The organism is Candidatus Omnitrophota bacterium (assembly GCA_040755155.1).
Lineage (GTDB): Bacteria > Hinthialibacterota > Hinthialibacteria > Hinthialibacterales > Hinthialibacteraceae > JBFMBP01.
This window is the reverse complement of sequence record JBFMBP010000091.1, coordinates 84,682-103,609: the sequence shown is the minus strand read 5'-3', so window position 1 is coordinate 103,609 and position 18,928 is coordinate 84,682. Positions and strand designations below refer to the sequence as shown.

At 49.3% G+C, this 18,928-nt stretch carries 14 protein-coding genes; 11 read left to right on the top strand and 3 right to left on the bottom strand.

Annotated features, from left to right (window positions below; all coding sequences use genetic code 11):
* Positions 1–12 precede the first annotated feature (12 nt).
* On the top strand, positions 13–2,910 hold the full coding sequence (glnE, locus tag AB1656_13395) for a bifunctional [glutamate--ammonia ligase]-adenylyl-L-tyrosine phosphorylase/[glutamate--ammonia-ligase] adenylyltransferase (protein MEW6236376.1): 2,898 nt from the start codon (positions 13–15) through the stop codon (positions 2,908–2,910).
* 77 nt (positions 2,911–2,987) lie between these two features.
* On the opposite strand, the gene xylA is transcribed toward glnE, so the two are convergent.
* Entirely contained in the window at positions 2,988–4,301 is a 1,314-nt protein-coding gene (gene xylA / locus AB1656_13390; protein MEW6236375.1) for a xylose isomerase, read from the bottom strand.
* A gap of 285 nt (positions 4,302–4,586) precedes the next feature.
* On the opposite strand from xylA, the gene AB1656_13385 reads away from it, so the two are divergent.
* On the top strand, positions 4,587–6,428 hold the full coding sequence (locus AB1656_13385; GenBank protein MEW6236374.1) for a protein kinase: 1,842 nt from the start codon (positions 4,587–4,589) through the stop codon (positions 6,426–6,428).
* A complete protein-coding gene (locus AB1656_13380) occupies positions 6,425–7,180 on the top strand; it encodes a metallophosphoesterase family protein (GenBank protein MEW6236373.1) in 756 nt (251 codons plus the stop codon). The genes AB1656_13385 and AB1656_13380 overlap by 4 nt, the downstream gene beginning before the upstream one ends.
* 63 nt (positions 7,181–7,243) lie before the next feature.
* Here the strand turns inward: AB1656_13380 and AB1656_13375 are convergent, their stop codons facing one another.
* The gene (locus tag AB1656_13375; GenBank protein MEW6236372.1) at positions 7,244–8,722 is read right to left on the bottom strand and encodes a hypothetical protein; all 1,479 of its coding nucleotides are present in this window, start codon (positions 8,720–8,722) and stop codon (positions 7,244–7,246) included.
* Between the two features lie 504 nt (positions 8,723–9,226).
* Here AB1656_13375 and AB1656_13370 point away from each other — a divergent pair.
* The 8 genes from AB1656_13370 to AB1656_13335 all read left to right on the top strand — a co-directional run bounded on the left by AB1656_13370 (position 9,227) and on the right by AB1656_13335 (position 14,675).
* Positions 9,227–9,910: a hypothetical protein gene (locus AB1656_13370; GenBank protein MEW6236371.1), complete on the top strand. Its 684-nt coding sequence runs from the start codon at positions 9,227–9,229 to the stop codon at positions 9,908–9,910.
* Positions 9,911–9,949: 39 nt separating this feature from the next.
* On the top strand, positions 9,950–10,348 hold the full coding sequence (locus tag AB1656_13365) for a four helix bundle protein (protein ID MEW6236370.1): 399 nt from the start codon (positions 9,950–9,952) through the stop codon (positions 10,346–10,348).
* 105 nt (positions 10,349–10,453) lie between these two features.
* Entirely contained in the window at positions 10,454–10,774 is a 321-nt protein-coding gene (locus AB1656_13360; GenBank protein MEW6236369.1) for a nucleotidyltransferase domain-containing protein, read from the top strand.
* The gene (locus AB1656_13355; protein ID MEW6236368.1) at positions 10,761–11,123 is read left to right on the top strand and encodes a HepT-like ribonuclease domain-containing protein; all 363 of its coding nucleotides are present in this window, start codon (positions 10,761–10,763) and stop codon (positions 11,121–11,123) included. Before AB1656_13360 ends, AB1656_13355 begins: the two co-directional genes overlap by 14 nt.
* 30 nt (positions 11,124–11,153) lie before the next feature.
* The gene (locus AB1656_13350) at positions 11,154–11,717 is read left to right on the top strand and encodes a LemA family protein (protein ID MEW6236367.1); all 564 of its coding nucleotides are present in this window, start codon (positions 11,154–11,156) and stop codon (positions 11,715–11,717) included.
* A 1-nt stretch (position 11,718) separates the two neighbouring features.
* The gene (locus tag AB1656_13345; protein MEW6236366.1) at positions 11,719–12,843 is read left to right on the top strand and encodes a hypothetical protein; all 1,125 of its coding nucleotides are present in this window, start codon (positions 11,719–11,721) and stop codon (positions 12,841–12,843) included.
* Between the two features lie 109 nt (positions 12,844–12,952).
* Complete coding sequence (locus AB1656_13340) at positions 12,953–13,897, top strand: sugar phosphate isomerase/epimerase (protein MEW6236365.1); 945 nt, start codon at positions 12,953–12,955, stop codon at positions 13,895–13,897.
* Positions 13,898–14,213: 316 nt separating this feature from the next.
* Positions 14,214–14,675, top strand: coding sequence for a response regulator (locus tag AB1656_13335; GenBank protein ID MEW6236364.1), 462 nt, complete (start codon positions 14,214–14,216; stop codon positions 14,673–14,675).
* A 54-nt stretch (positions 14,676–14,729) separates the two neighbouring features.
* Here the strand turns inward: AB1656_13335 and AB1656_13330 are convergent, their stop codons facing one another.
* Positions 14,730–18,854: an ATP-binding protein gene (locus AB1656_13330; protein MEW6236363.1), complete on the bottom strand. Its 4,125-nt coding sequence runs from the start codon at positions 18,852–18,854 to the stop codon at positions 14,730–14,732.
* Positions 18,855–18,928 lie beyond the last annotated feature (74 nt).

Below are 18,928 nucleotides of genomic sequence, written 5' to 3'. Positions count from 1 at the left end.
AGGATTTTCGTCATGGCGAATTCAACAGCTGAATCTTCCCCTCAATACGAAAACCTCGCCGCCGCCCTGCAAACCGCAGGACTAAACTGGGAGGCATTGACGCCCGTCGTTATCGAACAAATCCAGAATTTCGTTTTCTTCTCGCCCCGCCTGGCCGCCATCGGCGGCGTTCATCCGGAATACATTCTCCCTCTCCTTCAAGAAGCTCCAATAAAACGCATTGATCGCAACGAGATGAAGCAACAGCTCCAATCGTTTATGGAAAACGAGGATGACAAAGAAGCCGCCATCCGTAAATTCCATCGCCAGGAGATCATACGCATCGCCTGGAGGGATTTGGGAGACTGCGGCGAAATCCAAGAGATAACGGAAGAGATATCCGACTTGGCGGAAACAGTGGTTCAAGCCGTTTTCTCGATCGTATGGGATTCGTTGACGAAAAAATACGGGGAGCCGCATTCGGAAGAGGAAGGATCGCCCGCTTCGCTCTGCGTCGTTGGAATGGGAAAACTCGGCGGACGCGAATTGAATTTCAGTTCCGACATTGACTTGATGTTCGTCTATCGATCCGAAGGGAAAACCAAAAGCGCGTCGGCGCCATCCGTAAGCAATCGGACTTTTTTTACTCAATTAGCCCAGGGAATATGCGATATGCTCGGCAAGATGACGCCGGAAGGCTTTCTCTACCGCGTCGATGCGCGTCTGCGTCCCGAAGGCGACCGAGGCGCCTTGGCGGTCTCCCTGGCGGCCGTAGAAGCCTATTACCATAACTATGGTCAAAACTGGGAACGGCAAGCGCTATTGAAAGCGCGAGCCATTGCGGGCGATGCGGACATCGGCCGTCAATTCATGAGCGTCATCACGCCTTTCACGTACCGCAAATACGTAGACGAAGTCGAAATCGCGGACGTGCTCCTCTCCATCGACCGAATGCGCAACAAGTACCTCTCTCAACTTGCCAGCCCCGAAGAGAAGGCGAACGATTTTAAAAACGGTTACGGCGGCATCCGGGACATCGAGTTCTTCGTTCAAGCGGTGCAAATGCTCTACGGCGGCCAGTATCCCGAAATCAAACTGGCCGGAACCCTGCTCTCCTTGAAGCGGATGCACGAAAGCCACCTTCTCCATTCCAAGGACTTCGGCCCGCTCGACGCCGCTTATCGCTTCCTGCGCCGCATCGAACATCGCATGCAGATGGTGGGCGACCGCCAGATCTACGAGTTGCCCAAAGACGAAGAGGGTCGCCGCCGTCTGGCGGAAAGCATGGGGATAAATACGTTCGAGGATTTAAAAAAACAATACGATCGATACAGGGCGGGAGTACGCCGGATTTACGAGGGGGTATTCAAGCGCGAAGAATGGCGCGATCCTTCCGAAATCATTCTGGAATCGGGCAAATTCGACGAACGTTCCGAAAAAATTCTTCGCGATTGCGAATTCGAAAATCCCAAAAAAGCCCATACATTTCTTCACGCCTTGAACCAATCTCCCGACGCTCATCTGCAGCCGAAAACCACGCGTCTATTCAAGGCGCTGCTCCCCCGGCTGCTTCTTTGCTTGAAGAACAGTCCCGATACGGACCTGGCGTTGTCCAACTTCGAAAAACTGGCGTCCAGTTTCAAAGCCCGCTCCGCTCTCTATCAAACCCTCTGCGATCAACCCGCTCTCGTGGACCTTCTCGTCTCCGTCGTCAGTTGCAGTTCGTTTCTCACCAGCCTGGTTTTGCGCGATCCCTCCTTGATGGAGGCTATAGGCCGCGACGGCGTCTTCGAAGAAATCGTCTCGAAGGAATCGTTGGCCAATCATCTGCGCATTATCGCCAAGACCTATCCCGCCAAGAATCGCCGGGAACATCTTCTCTTCGTGCAAAACGCCGCCATGCTCCGCAGCGGCATTCGCTTCCTGCTCGGCTTCACCGACGTGGAGCGCATGGGCGTTGAACTCGCCGACATCGCCGATTTCGTTCTGGAACATTCGCTGACGCCCGTCAACGAAACGCTGGCCTGCCGCTTCCCCGATTTCGTACGCGCTCACTCCCATGAAATCGCCGTTGTGGGATTCGGCAAACTGGGCGGGCGCGAATTCAACGTCGCTTCCGACTGCGATCTGGTTTTTATTTATCCGGAAACTGTTTCCTCCGAGAAAATCAGTTCCACCGAATTCTTCCAGCGCTGGGCGGCGGAATACGGCCGTTTTCTCGAATCGAAAACCTACATGGGTTTTCTCTATCATGCGGATATGCGGCTGCGCCCCTTCGGCAATAGCAGCCCCATGGCTTCCAGCCAGGACGCCTTCGCCAAATATTACCGCACCCAAGCGCTCTTTTGGGAAAAAATGGCCTTGACCCGCGCCCGTTTTATCTGCGGCAATCCTCAAATCGCCGACTTTTTGGATCGGATCAAAAACGAGATTCTCTTCTCCCGCTCCTGCGTCAAGGAAGAGATCGAAGCCATTCTTTCCATGCGGCAAAAAATCGAGAAGGAAAAAAGCAAAGAAACCTTAAAAGCCGGCCCCGGCGGCCTGGTCGACGTAGAATTCATCGCCCAAGCGCTTGTTCTTCATTACGGCCATTCCCACCCTTCTCTTCGCACGACATCCACTTTGGAAGCGCTGCGGCAAGCGCAGGAAGCGGGACGGCTCAGCCGTTCGGACGCCGCCCATCTCATCGCTTCCTATCTTTTCCTGCGCGAAGTGGAGAACCGTCTGCGCATCGTCAACAACGTCTCTTTGGATTCCCTTCCCCAAGAGCGCCACGAATTGGAAAAACTTACGCGGCGCTACGCCTTGCGGCTTGACGCCCATAAACCTACGCCGGATATCTTTCTCGGCATGATTTCGCTGCACACTCACCGCGTCCGGGAAATCTTCGACCAATTCTTCCATCGCTTGCTGGAAGAAGCCTCCGCTTAGCAATCGCCGCGCGCAACGAAAAGGGGCGGCATGACCGCCGCCCCGCGAAACCTAAAGCAATCGTATGTTTCCCGCTATTAACAGATATATTCGTTCAACAGATTTTCCAGCATTTCCTGTCGTCCGCTTTGAATTTCCGGTTCCCCGTTCTTTAAGATATAGGCTTCCAATTCTTCGAAACCAACTTCGCCGCTCTCGATCTTGGCGCCGAATCCCTTATCCCAACCGGCATAGCGAGCTTTGACGAATTTTTCGAATTTCTTTTCCTTAATCATATTGGCGGCGATTTTCAGGCCGCGGGCAAAAGCGTCCATCGCTCCAATGTGCGCGTAGAACAAATCGATGGGATCGATGGATTGACGCCGCACCTTAGCGTCGAAATTCAATCCGCCCGTCGTAAATCCGCCGCCGCGCAGAATGATGTACATCGCCATCGCCGTCTCGTAAATATCGGTGGGGAACTGGTCGGTATCCCATCCCAAGAGCAAATCGCCCCGGTTGGCGTCGACCGAGCCAAGGATGCCGTTGGCGACGCAGAATTCCAATTCGTGTTGGAAAGTATGGGCCGCCAGCGTGGCGTGGTTCGCTTCGATGTTGAGTTTGAAATCCTTTTCGAGTCCGTATTTCTGCAGAAAGGCGTAGCAGTTTCCCGCGTCGAAATCGTATTGATGCTTAGTCGGCTCTTTGGGCTTGGGTTCGATGTAGAATTGCCCCTGGAAGCCGATTTTTTTCTTGTATTCGACAGCCTTGTTGAGAAAAAGTCCCAAGTGATCGAGTTCGCGCTTCAAGTCGGTGTTGAGCAGCGTGTCGTAGCCCTCGCGGCCGCCCCAGAAAACATAGCCTTCGCCGCCCAGTTCCTGCGTGATCTCCATCGCCTTTTTCACTTGCGACGCGGCGTAAGCGAACACTTCCGGCGAAGGGTTAGTGGAAGCTCCAGCCATGAAGCGCCGGTGGGAAAAAGCGTTGGTCGTGCCCCATAATAATTTGACGCCCGCATCTTTCTGAAGTTTCTTGGCCACCGCGACAATGGCGTCCAACCGCTTGTTCGTCTCCGCCAAATTGTCCGCTTCCGGCGCGATGTCGCGGTCGTGGAAACACCAATAATTCACTCCCAGTTTCGAAAAAAATTCGAACGCCGCTTGCAGCGTCATCTCGGCTACTTTCATCGGATCGTCCGACTTGTTGTAGTTTCGAATAATCGTTTCCGGTCCGAAAACATCCCTGCCCAGACCTTTGAAGGTATGCCAATAGCAAACGGCGAAGCGCAGGTGGTTCTCCATCGTCTTTCCCAAAATCTTCTGTTTGGGATTGTAATGCTTAAAAGCCAACGGATTCTTGGAATCGGGTCCCTCGAACTTTATTTTTTTGATTTCGGGGAAAAATTCGGTCATAATCGGCTCCTCCGGTTATTCGTTTTTTTTGGGTTATCGGTTATCGTTTGCTTCCACGGATGCTCCAGCGAGGCATATCCTTCTCCGGCGCGCCAGCCGTTCGTCAGGATTCGGCGCGCTCCGGTTTATAAGACTAAGAGAAAACCTGAGCACTCGTCAAGCGTTCCAGTCCGTTTCGAAGAAATGAATTAAAACGCGTTATGCTATAACAAAAAAATCCGATGTAGAGTATGATCGTAATGCCGGGATAAAAGCGGCGGAAAAAGAGAAAATTAGAGAATTCCAGTGGAAGACCAACGCAGCTCCGATCCCTTCATAACAGGCGATCTTATCGAAAACCGCTATCGCATCGACGATCGAAAAAGCGGCATGATGGGAATCGTCTACCTCTGCACGGATATCGAGACCGGATGCCCCATCGCCTTTAAAACATTCAAAGACAAATATCTGAATTCGGAGAAAAACCGCAAGAAGTTCATTGACGAATCGTCGATGTGGATACGATTGGACAGCCATCCGAATATCGTGCGGGCTTATTATTTAAAATCGATCGAAGGCAAACTTCACCTCGCCATCGAACGGATTCTTCCCGGCCATTTCCGGGGCGCGACGCTGAAAGACTTGATCTTTTCCCGCCCGCTCACTCTTCAATCCATGATTCAAATCGGCGTTCATATCTGCGACGGCATGATTCACGCCATCAGCAAATTTCCCTACCTCGTCCATCGCGATCTGAAATCGGAGAATATTTTGATCGGCGAAAACCTCCTCCCCAAAATCACCGATTTCGGCATGACTCAACGTCTTGAACAAATCGAAGAAGAATCCCCGCGCTCCTTCTTCGCCGGCAAAGAAAAAATCGATCCCGCCGCCCTGCTTTCGAAAATGCAGGGAACTCCCGCCTTCGCCTCGCCGGAGCAATGCCTATGCAAAGCTCTGGATACGCGTTCCGACATCTACTCCGTCGGCTGCGTTCTCTATCATCTCGCCACGGCGCGCCTTCCCTTGCCCAAAGCCACCGTGGAAGAGTGCATCCGCGCCCATATCTTCGAAACTCCAACGCCTCCTAGCCAGATCAATTCCCGCGTCTCTCCGTCTTTCTCCAAGGCGATTATGACTTGCCTGGAGAAACCGGCGAATAACCGCTATTTCAGTTTCGCCGATCTTCGCCGGGATCTTATGCGAATTTACATCAACGAATTCGGCGTGGAACCGATCAGTTATCCCGTCGGAGCCCCTCTTTCCCCCGACGAATATTTGGAAAGAGCCAGGTCCTTCTATCTCATCGGCGAATTGGACCATTCCCTGGAGGAACTGACTCATGCGCGAGAATTGAGTCCCAACCGGGGAGACGTGTTATTCGAATTAGGAAATATCCATTTGCAGATGAACGAATTAAGAAAAGCCATTGGCTATTTCGAGATGGCTCGCTCCCTGCTGCCGGAGAACGCCGAACTTCTTGAAATCATGGGTACGGCTTATACGACGGTCAAGCTAAGGAAAGAGGCGGAAACCTGTTTTCGTTCCGCCATCCGCTTGGCTCCAGACCATCCTTCGCTTTATTTGAAATTCGCCGAATGGTTAATCGAAAAAGACGCTTTCTGGGAAGCGGAGAAAGTGCTCCTCCAAGGCGCCGGCCGATGCGGCGACTGTTTGGAACTCCATAAAAAATTGGCGACTTACTATCGCATGATGCGCAATCCCTTGAAAGAAAGGGAATATTTGAAAGCCGCCCTGAAAGAGACTCCTAACGATTCGGAAACGCTCCTGCTTTTAGCCGAATCCTATTTGGCCGTCCGCGATCGGCGGCAAGCGCAGCTTTTCGCCGATAAAGCGTTGGAATCCGAATTCCACTCCTTCGATTTGTTGTATCGAATCGGACTCGTTTATAAAACTCTCGATAATCCTTCGAAAAACTTGGAAGCGTGGTCGCGCGCCGCCAGAATGAGAAAAGGCGACGGCGCGTTCGAACGCGATATGTCCGAACTCTACTTTCGCCAGCGGATGTTCGACGAGGCCTGGGATCATCTGCTGAAAGCGGAAGAGGCGGGTCTTGATGCGGAAGCGTTGAAAAGAAAAATCCAGGCGGCTAGACTCAAGTTGAGCGATCCGAAATTACGACCATGAAATACGCTATCTTCAGCGACATTCACAGCAATTGGGAAGCCTTAAAGAAGTATATAGCTCATACCAGCGGTCTGGGCTTAAAGTGGATATGCCTGGGCGACGTCGTAGGCTATGCTTCCCATCCCAACGAGTGCATCCAACTGCTGCGCGAGCATAACATCCCCGTCCTTATGGGGAATCACGATTCCGCGCTGTTGAAAGCGTTCGAACGTAGAAAGTTCAACCTCTTGGCGCGTTCGGCGATCGAATGGCACGCGAAAGAAGTGACGCCCGCCAACCGCCAATGGCTTGGCGAATTGCCGCTGGGGGCCATTTATCAAAAATTGTTCTCCGTCACTCACGCCGATTTTTCGTCCCCCGGCGATTTCCCTTACATCATCACCGCCCAAGACGCCCAAAGATCCCTCGCCGCCATGAAAACCATCATCGGCTTCTATGGCCATACTCATATTCCTATGGTTTTCGCCGAAGATCCCAAGAAGGCTCCCGGCGAGGAGGGACGAATCGTCATCCGCCAGATTCGGGGGATAAAGAAATTCGCGCTGCAAACCGGAAAGCGATACCTCATCAATCCCGGCAGTCTCGGACAACCGCGAGACGGCGATCCCCGCATGAGCTACGTCATTTTCGATACGGATGAAATGACCGTCTCCTATCAACGGTTGGAATACGACTATCACTTGGAATCGAAAAGCATCCTGGAAGCCAAACTTCCCCCTCAGTTGGCCGAACGTCTTCTCGTAGGCGCTTGACGCCGGTTGGGAATACGAATTCGGAAAGGCCATTCACCGCCCTTTCCGGAAGGGTGGAAAGCGTTAGGACTCGTCGCGGTTTCTTCGGGGAGCCATGACCATGCGGCTGGATCTCTTTTTCTCCGACATATCTACTTGGCGGACTTTTTCCGGATCGATGAAGATTTGCGATTGCAATTGCTCCTCCACCTTTTTTTGCAGCGCTTCGTTCTTGTTGTAGCGCTGGATCGCTTCCGACACTAACGAATGCTGGATATCGATGAGCGATTGTTGGTTATCGAGAACGCGCAATTTTCTGCGGTGATTTTCCAGCTTCTTCTGAATTTGCGCTTTGCGCTTCATCAACTCGATGAATTGCGGGGATTGGGGATCGAGGGTTTGCGCCACGTCTTCGATCTGTTGCAGGAATCGCTCGAAATCGTCCCGAATGGCGGCGAATTCCTGATTGAAAACCTCTTTACTGTATTTCACGACGTCTTTTTGCAGATTCAAGACGATGCTCTGGCGAAGATGCAGGCCGTGCTGAAAAGAAGGAAGGCGATTAAAATCGAAAGCGACGATGCTGCGCGCCCGCGAGTAATCGCCAATCTTGCCTCGGATCTGATCCACGATTTTCGGCGCAAGTTTCGGATTGAGCAAACCCAACTTGATCTGGATTAAGGCTCGGATCAATTTGGGCAATTCCAACAAAATCGGCCTATCGCGCAGATGCCGATTAATTACGACTTCCAAATCCCTCAATTCGTCGATCGCCTTCTCCAGCGAGATTTTCGATCGATCCTGCCTTTCCCGAAATTCCAAAACCTTAGGAGTGCGGTTATATCCGCCGATTTCCAATTTCCTTATGAAATAATTGGCCATTTCCAGAAGCAAATGACCAGTCATTTCGTTATGCTGCACGATATCGTAGGCTTGATCCACGATCATCGTGAAAAAAGCCTGCATAGGATCGTTCTCTTCCAACTTGGACAATTTAACTCGGATGGCGCGTACTTCTTCCGGCGTGAAGATCAGCGCGATCTCCTGGCGCAACAGTTGCTGCGTGCCGGTGGAACAGGTTTTGGGATTAAAAAAATTGAAAAGGCGAGACCGAACCGTTATTACGCCTTCCGTTTTCTGCAGGCATAATTGACTTTGAATTTCCAAAAGGCTGGAAAAAACCGCCGCGACGTCCTTTATGCTCTTGGTCGGCGATTCGGAATCCAACTCTTCCAGTATGCGATACAATTCCTTTTTTTTCTCTTTAACGGTTTCGCAACCGTCTTCCACCAGAGCGTCAATTTCGTCGCGGTCTAAATCTTCGTCAAGAAATACATCTCCTAATGTATCGAAGACAACGTCTCTTACCGCTTCTTGAGCCGACGAGCCTGATTCGATTTTTTCCGCGATCAGATCCGCCGGAGAGGAATAATCGTCGCCTAACTCTTTTTCCAACTCCTCCGCCGCTTCCTTAAAATACTTCTCCGCTTCGCGCAAGGCTTCTTCATCGAACAGTTCATCGCCATTGCCGGAATTTCGATTATCATTATGTTCGTCAATCATAGATGATTACCTCAATCGATGCGGAAATTCACCTTTATTCGAAATATTTGCCATCATTTTAGCATGTAAAAATCTTTATTCAAGATATTTTATCAAACGCAATTTAAATAAATTCCCCATAAAAGTTCAGTTTTTCGAATATAAAATCAATATATAATTCCCATCATTATATACGTATAATCAATTCAAATCCATCGAATTCCAGAAATATTTAATCGTAATATTAATACGAATCTCTTTCGATATCCATCCTAATTATAGCCCGTAAAAAAGAAGAACAAAGAAGATTCGCCAATCCTTCCGAATCTCCGGCGAAGAAATTTCGCAATCGCTTTACGATCGTATGGTTCTATTCGGATACATCCCCTTCCGGCTGCGTTCTACTCATCCATTTTCGCAGCCAACTTCCCATCCCATTGAGTTCTATGCAATAATTTTTCTCTTGATGCGTTTGGAATAATGACTTTTTTTTCCATCATTCCCTTTATCGGCGGTTATAAACTTATGCCTGAATATTTTATCGTACTCTTGGTTTTGTTCGCCATCGTCTTTCTCGCCATTATGGGATTCATCCAGGCGCAAAAACGGAAGAAAGAGTTGATGGAGTGGGCGCAATCGAATGGTCTGCGTTTCCATCCCGATAACGATCATGCGATGGATAATCGCTATAACTCGTTTTCCTGCCTCCAAGAAGGTTCCCATCGTTACGCTTACAACATTATGGAGGGCGAATGGAAGCAGCGAGGCCTATGCGCCTTCGATTATCATTACGAGACCTATTCCACCGACTCCAAGGGAAACCGGGAAACGCATCATCATTATTTTTCCGCCGCCGCCGTGAAAACAGAATGGCCTATGAAACCGCTCTTCATCCGTCCAGAAGGATTCTTCGACAAGATTACCGAATTTCTGGGATTCGACGATATCGATTTCGAATCGGCGGAATTCAGCCGCCAGTTCTACGTCAAATCGCCCGACAAGCGTTGGGCCTTTGATGTGATCCACCAACGCGCCATGGAATTTCTTATGAACGCGCCCCGTTTCCAACTTGATTTTCAGGGATATGATATTATCGCTTACCGGGACAAAACGTTTTGTCCGGCGGATTTCGAAGCCGCCATCGACGTCATTCATGGCTTGCTCGATCTTTTACCGGATTATTTAATTCGCGAATTGAAAAAATTCTGAATTTTGAATTCTTAATTCTTAATTTTTGTGGGATTAACAATGAAAGAGAACCTAATTAAAGAAAAAAGTTATCAATTCGCCTTGAAAATCATTTCTTTGTATCAATCGATGGTTGAAAAAAGAGAATTTGTTTTATCCAAACAATTGTTGCGATCTGGAACCAGCAATGGCGCTAATGTCGAAGAAGCGCTGGCAGGACAAAGCCGAGCGGATTTCTTATCGAAGATGTCGATTGCTTCAAAAGAAGCCAGTGAGTGTAATTATTGGCTAAGATTAATAAGAGATTCAAATTTGGTTATCGAAAATGAAATAGAGCCTTACCTTGAAGAATCAGATGCGATTTTACGAATTTTAACATCCATTGTAAAATCAACGCATGAAAACATAATTCAAAATCAAAAATTCAAAATCAAAAATAGAAAAATTTTGAATTTTTAATTTCTGTGGGATTAACAATGAAAGAGAACCTAATTTGCTGGAGTTTTCTGTTATAATTTCGGATAATCAAGGCCATTGAATACGGCAAGTTATGGAGAAATTCTCATGAGCGAAACGATCCATATTAATCCTGTTTTAAACATATCACCGAAAGAATTAGAGGTTTTTTGCCGGAAGAATCGTATTCGAAAACTATCACTCTTTGGCTCTGCTTTGCGGGGAGAAATGCACGCAGAGAGCGATATTGACATCTTAGTGGAATTTTTGCCGGATCAGGAACCGGGTTTGATCGATCTGGCGGGAATGGAATTTGAATTGATGGAGCATTTCGGGCGTGAGGTTGAAATGCGCACTGCGGAAGATTTAAGCCAGTATTTTCGTGATGAAGTGATAGCGTCCGCAGAGGTTCTTTATGAAGAAAAGTGATTGGATTCGATTGCAGCCTATTCAACAAGCCGCCGATGAATTGGTGGATATAACCAAAAATCGCAGCCGGGAAGATTTGAACACTGACCGGTTTTTTATGTTTACCGTGATTAAATTAGTTGAAATCATGGGAGAAACCGCCTCGAAAATTTCCAATGAAATTACAGATCAATACCCGCAAGTTCCCTGGCAACAAATGATCCGAATACGGAACCGGCTGATTCATGGATATTTCGACATCAATTTGAATATCATTTGGAAAACCTCAACCGTAAATATACCTCCTGTATCGAAAGAAATAGCGAACATTTTAGCAAATGATACGTCGCACAACGATGAAAACATTTAATAACCTGTTTTTAATGAAGGGAGAGAATTGATGATTTCGCCGATCATTATTGGTTTAGCCGTCTTTTTCCTTATCTTCATCCTATGGATTGCGATGATGTACAATGGCCTTGTGCGCCTGAAAAACGCCTGCAACGAATCATGGGCGGATATCGATACGGAATTGCGCCGCCGCTACGATCTGATCCCCAACATGATCGAGACGGTCAAGGGCTACGCGGCTCATGAAAAAGAGGTCTTCGAGCGCGTCATCCAGGCGCGCAACAATGCCGCCGCCAACGCCGGTTCGCCGGAATCGCAGGCGCAGGACGAAAATGTCCTTATGGGCGCCATGCGTCAACTTTTCGCGCTGGCGGAGAGCTATCCCGATTTGAAGGCCAATCAGAATTTTCTACAATTGCAAGGCGAATTGGGCAATACGGAAGACCGCATTCAACGTTCGCGCCGTTTTTATAACGCCAATGTTCGCGATCTGAACAACCGCATTGAGGTGTTTCCCTCCAACATCATCGCCGGGATGTTCAGCTTCGATAAGCGCGAGTTCTTCGAGATCGAAGACGCCGCCATGCGCGAAGCCCCCCAGGTAAAATTTTAAAATGAAAAAGCCGCTCGCCTTTATGGCATCGACGGCGTTATGGCTGTCGTTATATTCCTGCTTGTCGGATCCAACCCCCATAAAAACCGGGGAGGTTCCAACTCGCGCCTTGAACGGCGGCTCAAAGCGCCCCATCAGCCAGGAAACGAAACCCGCTGCGAGCGACGATGCAAAGTCCGCCATTATTTTCGATGCGACGACCGCCATCAGTCCGAAGGAAATACCGGCGATTCGCAACGATTCGAAGCTGGCGGCGGTTGTAGAAACGAAGCCTACAAGCCTTCCCGCCGCCAAAGGGGCGGACAATCGGTACTCTCGGTCAACTGTGGATCGCGATTCGCCGCTCATCGTTTTCAACGCCATCCCAAAGTTGGACGACGAACCGGCGGCGAAAATTAAGGGAGACAAGCTCGAAGAATTGTCGGGAATCGCGCCCGCCGCTCAGCCGGGTGAATATTGGGGGCATAACGACCGAGGGAACGACGCCGAGATTTTCCGATTCGACCGTAAGGGAGAGATCCAGCAAAAAACGGTTTTGACGGAATGGGAGAACGACGATTGGGAGGCCGCGCTGCGCGGAGACGACGGATTTCTCTATATCGGAGGATTCGGCGATAATGACAAAAAACGAGAACTCCGGCATTTATATAAAGTAAAAGAACCTGCTCCAGGCGCCAAGAAAATCAGCGGCGCCGCGTCCTTTGCCTTCACGTATTCCGACGAAAAAGCGCATAACTGCGAAGCTTTTTTTTCCATGATGGGCCGATTTTATCTCATCACGAAGACGAAAAAAGACGATGAAAAACCGATCGTCTTTCGCCTCGAATCCTTGAAGGAAAAAGAAACGAATATAGCGCAGGAAGTGGGGAGAATGGAAATTCGCGGAGAAGTGACGGACGCGGCCTATTCCAAACCGCATAACCTGTTGGCGGTTTTGACCTATGAGGAGATTTTCTTCTTTTCTGCGAAAGAGGAGAAAGACTTATGGAATCCTCCGGCGCATCGCATCGAGATAGACTATGAACAATGCGAAGGGCTTTGTTTCGATAAGGAGAATTTGGTTCTTTGCAACGAACCGGGGAATTTATGGGTTTATCCCCTTTCCCGCTTTCTAAAAACGAATTGATTCCGATCAATCCGATTCCATGCCCTTGAAACAACCCTGGAAACAAGCTCCCTTCATCCCGTATACTGACGGAAGATTCGCAATGCATACCTTCGGAAAGGGAAATCCAATGAATAAGAACGGAAAAATAACCCGGCGCGATTTTACAAAGCAGTCGATGGCGGCCGCCGCATTTTTAACGGCAAACCAAGTTTCCCGCGCGGAAGAGAAAACCTATCCCATCCGGCTCGGCGGACCGGTGATGGAGAAATACGAATCGCCGGAGCAATGGGTTGCTATTGTTAAGCGCCTCGGCTACAGCGCCGCTTATTGCCCCGTAAACAATAAGCAAAGCGATGACGTCGTCAACGCTTACGCCGCCGCCGCCGAAAAAGCGGGAATCGTCATCTCCGAAGTGGGCGTATGGAACAATCCTATGGATCCCGACGAGGCCAAGCGCCGCCAGGCGCTGGAATACTGCCGCGAGCAATTAGCCCTGGCGGAACGCATCGGCGCCCGATGCTGCGTCAATATCTGCGGTTCGCGGGGGAAGGTTTGGGACGGCCCTGACAAGGATAATTTTACGAAAGAGACGTTCGATATGATCGTAGAGACGACGCGCAGCGTCATCGACGCCGTCAAGCCCAAGCGCACTTTCTACACATTGGAAACCATGCCCTGGGCCTATCCCGATTCTCCCGATTCCTATCTCGATCTCATCAAGGCTATCGACCGCCAAGCTTTCGCCGCCCATCTCGATCCCGTCAACCTCATATGCAGCCCACAGCGCTATTTCGGCAACGGCGCATTGATTCGCGAATGCTTTGCCAAACTCGGCCCCTATATCCGCAGCTGTCACGGCAAGGATATTATCTTGCAGGAGAAACTTACTACGCATCTCGACGAAATCCGTCCCGGCCTGGGGGGATTGGATTATGGGGTATACTTGCGCGAACTGAGCCGATTGTCCGGCGTTCCCCTGATGCTCGAACATCTCTCCACTGCCGAAGAGTACGCGCAGGCCTCCGAATACGTTCGCGCGACAGGCGCAAAGATAGGCGTACAGTTCGCGTAGCTATTCTTGCGTCTTTGTTTTCAAATATTCGAAACAGGCCGCTTCTCGAAAATGAGAAAGCGGCCTTGATTTTCATTTGTCAAGTAGACTTGCCATTTGAAAAATAATATGCTATAAATAAACGTATTTGTATAATATGTTTATATAAAGTGGTTTGGAGGCAGAATCGTTTTTTTTTGTTCCTCTTTTAGTCCTTCATAACGGCTGCAATTCGGTTTTCGAATTAAAGTCCTGAATGTTTGTCGTATTCGCGTTAAAAATTATTCTGAGCCTTTTCAAAGAATAAATCGATTCTCCAAGGGTAAAAAATTACACGATGAAAGTTCTAGTAGTCGACGATTCGGGGGCTATGAGGAAATACGTGATTGCCGCGCTTTCCTCCATCCCGGGCTTTACTCATTTCGACGAGGCGGAGGACGGAAAAAAAGCTCTTGAAGCCGCGAGAACCCAAAATTACGATTTGATTATGATGGACTGGAACATGCCCGCCCTCTCCGGTCTGGATGCGGTCATCGCGATGCGGTCCCTGGGAATCAATACGCCGATTATCATGGCCACGACCAACGCCGAAAAAAAACAAGTCGTTAACGCCCTCAAAGCCGGCGCCAACGATTATGTTATTAAGCCTTTCACACACGAATTGCTGGCCGCGAAATGCCGTAAAACATTGTCCATAAACTTTCCGCCGCCGGAAAACAAAATACCGACCCCGGAATCCAACGAGGAAGAACAAAAGGAAACGGAGACGCAGGAAATGGAAAAGAAGGAAAGCGCTTAACACCCCTATATTCGCAAAGCCATTTTTAATGTCTTTCGCGATGCGATAAAAAAGTCATTCCGATTTATCCAAGACTTTTCTGATTTCTTGAAGCATAACGTCATTGGCAAAAGGTTTTTTCAAAAGCGTCGTCCCCGGTTCCAATACGCCGTGATGACTAATAACATCTTCAGAATAACCGGAAATATAGATCGTGCGAATTTCCGGCCGCTGGGCGGTTATTCGTTTGGATAATTCTCTGCCGCTCATGCCCGGCATAATCACGTCCGTCAGCAGCAGATGGATAACGTCTTTGAATTGTTCATGTAGTTGTACGGCTTCGGCGCCGTTCGCCGCTTCCAATACGGCGTATCCGTTTTCCCGCAAGGCGCGAGCCGCCAAATCTCTTACTAGTTCCTGATCTTCCGCCAATAGAATCGTTTCCGCGCCCCTGCTGGATTTGGGAGAGGGCGGATCTTTCTGTATTGCGTCGGGCAGGGAGTCCACGCGCGGCAAATAAATGGAAAAAGCGGAACCTTTGCCCGGCTCGCTGTCGACGGCGATGGCGCCTCCGCTCTGTTTAACAATCCCATATACAGTCGAAAGTCCCAATCCGGCGCCTTTGTTTATTTCTTTTGTCGTGAAAAACGGTTCGAAAATTTTCTCTTGGATTGATTTCTCGATTCCATGTCCCGTATCTTCGATGAACAGAAGAACATAAGGTCCAGGAGGGAGGCTGAGCCGTTCCGTCGCGCGGATATCCAGAAAATCGATATTCCTCGTTAGGATCGTAAGCCGTCCTCCTTGGAGCATGGCGTCGCGGGCGTTGACGAATAGATTGACGATCACTTGCTCGATCTGGCCGGGATCGGCTTTGACGCAGCCGAGAGAAGGATCTAAATCCATGACGACTTCGATATCTTCCCCAATCAACCGCTGAAGCATTTTGTTCATATCGTAGATGATAGTATTCGGATTGAAAACTTTGGGTTGAACGATCTGCTTGCGGCTGAAAGCGAGAAGCTGTTGCGTCAAGGCAGCGGCGCGGTTTCCCGCTTTGATCATTTCTTCGATATATTTCCGCTGGGAAGCATTCGCATCGAGTTTTTTCAACGCCAGATCGCCATAGCCTATAATGGCCATCAACAGATTGTTAAAATCGTGCGCGATGCCTCCCGCCAACCTTCCGACAGCTTCCATTTTTTGGGATTGCTGCAACTGTTCTTCGCTTTGCTTCAAAGCTTCTTCGGCGCGCACGCGAGCCAGCGCGCCGCTGCAATTGTCGGCGAAGGATTTCAGCAAGCTCAAATCTTTTTCCTTGTAGCGGCCGGGCGTATAGCTTTGAACGGAAAGACTGCCTATGGTTTCATTTTCCCAAACCAGAGGAACAAACATAAGCGAACGGGAAAGACGGTCTTTGTATCCAAAAGGTAGAAAGGAACTAGTTTTTGCTTCTGATGGGCGGTTGATGAGAACAGTTTCGCCTAATAGGACTTTTAAATTAATAGAATATTTGTTTTCTATGGATTGAATATCGAATGTTGTGGAAGGAACTTCGACGGGTTTTTTGCCATCCGGCGGCGTATCTTCGTTATAGATGCCTAGGAGATGCGTTTTCGATGGATTGAAAATATCCAAAAAGAAAGCGTCGTGATGGAATATTCTTTGCGATTCTTCCGCCGCCAGGCGGGCGATTTCCTTGGCGGTCAACGATCCCGCCAATTTTTGTGAAATCCACTGAAGCGCTTTTCTCTCCTGCTGCGCCTGATTTCTCGTTCGAACGGCGATCAGAGCCAGAATCGAAGCGGCTGCCGCCAGCGAAACGATGAGAACGATGATCCCCGACACGGCGAACGTAAACCACTCTCGTTCTTGCAGCGGTTTAGGCAGAATGGCGAATTCCCATCGCGCCGGGGTGGGATCGACATCCAATCCTTCGTCCCGCGCCCGGACTTCCAGCGAATGCTTGCCGACAGCCATCGTCCGCGTATCGATAAAGATATCGGGCAAATGGGAAAAAAGCGGCCAAGGTTCGCTGTCGAGACGCATGGAATAGCGGAAATTTCTGTGTATGCCGCGCGGAAGACCGAACTCGATAGCTGTGAGGCCGCAAACAATATTATCGCCATGATAAAAAGGCCCGGAATCGGGAGAAAGAATTGTCTCAGGAGGAATGCGATCGGAACTGAAACGATAAACATCGCTGTCGATGCGTATCCATAGCACTCCGGTACTTTCGAGGACGGCGCCCGAAATGTAACCATGCCGCGGCAAGGTTATACGATAGGATTCCTTAACGAATACGGAAGAGACGTAAATCGTGTCATATCCTACGAAAACAATAGAGCCATCCGGATTTTTCGCCGTAAAAACGATTTGATCCCATATGTTATCCCATACGCCATCCTTCAAACGAGAGATTCCGGATAGGCCGTAAGAACCACAATCGCATACGAACCACAGGCCATGAACGTTTTCATAGACGCCAAGGATCACGCCGCCGACGGTCTTATTCTCTCTGGTCCACTCTTGGTTTTGATCCGGTTGGCGAAAGTAGAGAATATTGGAACCATATAACCAGATAGTACCCGTATGATCCACAAATATCTTTGGCGGAATAATCATCGGAAAATCGATGTCAACAAATTTGGGATTTTTTCCGGATGGAGAAAGACGTACAAGTTGGAACAATGAGGCTTGATCCGTCGAAAGGAGAAGCCAGACGCCTTCTTTGGGATCGGAACAAATATCGATGATTCGTCGATTTTCGAATCCCGCAACGTCGATAGCCATCCATTTTTCTTCCGCAAAAAGATCGATCCCTAGTTTTCCCTCCTCTTTTTTACCGTAAAACCAGATACGATTCTCGGCGTCCGGGATTACGCCATCAATGGTTTTCAAAGTCATGCCTTGGGCGCCGTATTGCGTTTCGCCTTCTTTATGCCAGCGAGTTAATTGGGATTCACTCCATCGCCAAACGCCGCCAGCGCCGTCTTGAAAAAAAAGACCCTTTGTCTGTTCCCAAGGTTCCCACCCGCCAGAGGCCGAACGGATAATCGCATCTTTTCCTACAAACCAGGTTCTTCCCCGATTGTCGTAGAAATGCGGTTCCGGAAATTCTTTAAAAGTCATCCATTCCTTCTGTCTCTTCGTCCAACGAAGCAGAAGGTTTTTTCCCCCGCACCATATCGAGCCGTCCGGCGCTTCCGCCACTGTTTCCACCCATTGATCGCCCGGATACGGCATGGAGGTAATTGGTTCGAAATGGTCTTCCCTCCACTCCAAGAGATACATGAATTGTTCGCCGGATGCTTTATTGAACGATAAGATGCGGCCGTCCCGCGAAGTACATAATTGATGAACCCTTTGATTAGGAAGGGGCGTAAGATTCGATGGATTGGAAAAGAAACGCCATTGACCGTTTTTCCAAACATAAGCGCCTTCGAAGGAGGCGATCATAACGCCGTCCACGGGCGATTCCGCAGCGCACCACAGATTTTCGTCTTTATGCAAACCAAAACTGGATAAAGGGTAAAACCATCGATCGCTCTCTTGTTGAACTAGTCCACGATTGCCCGTCATAACGAATTGCCGGTTTTGCGAATCGCGAAAATAATCGATCACATAATCGCTGGGGAATCCATTCTCCCTCCGATAGACGGTCCATCGGCCGTCGGCGTATCGGCTCAATCCGCCCTGAACATTGTATTCCGGCCAGCGATCGCAGCAAAACCAGAGGCTTCCATCGGGGTCTTCGACGATTCGGCGAACGCTGGGACCCGCTAAACCCGTTTCCGAACCATGCGCATCGTATCTTTTCCCGTCGAACGTCCCCGCGCCTTGATCGGTTCCTACCCACAACGTCCCGTCGCGGACGATGCGTACGCAACGAATGAAATTGCTGGGCAGTCCGTTTTGTTTCGTATAGCGTTTCCAGCCATAGCCGTCATAGCTATATAGACCGTCCGAAGCGGCGATCCAAACAACGCCATGGCGATCGAAATCGATAAAATATATGGATCGATAAGTCAAACCGGCGTCTTTAAGAAAGGAAACGTATTCCCATGTTTCCGAAAAATGACTTTCCTTATCGAGCGGCGTTAATTCCACCGAAGCGGCGGAGACGGGGGCCGAACTCAGCATCCACGGCAAATAAACCATTAAAAAATCGGCAAAAAATCGACGGATAGAAATAACCAATTTTTCCCTCCGGGGAAAAAAATATATTTATGGCCTCTCCATTAATTTTATAGAACTTTGAAAAAAGGAGTAAT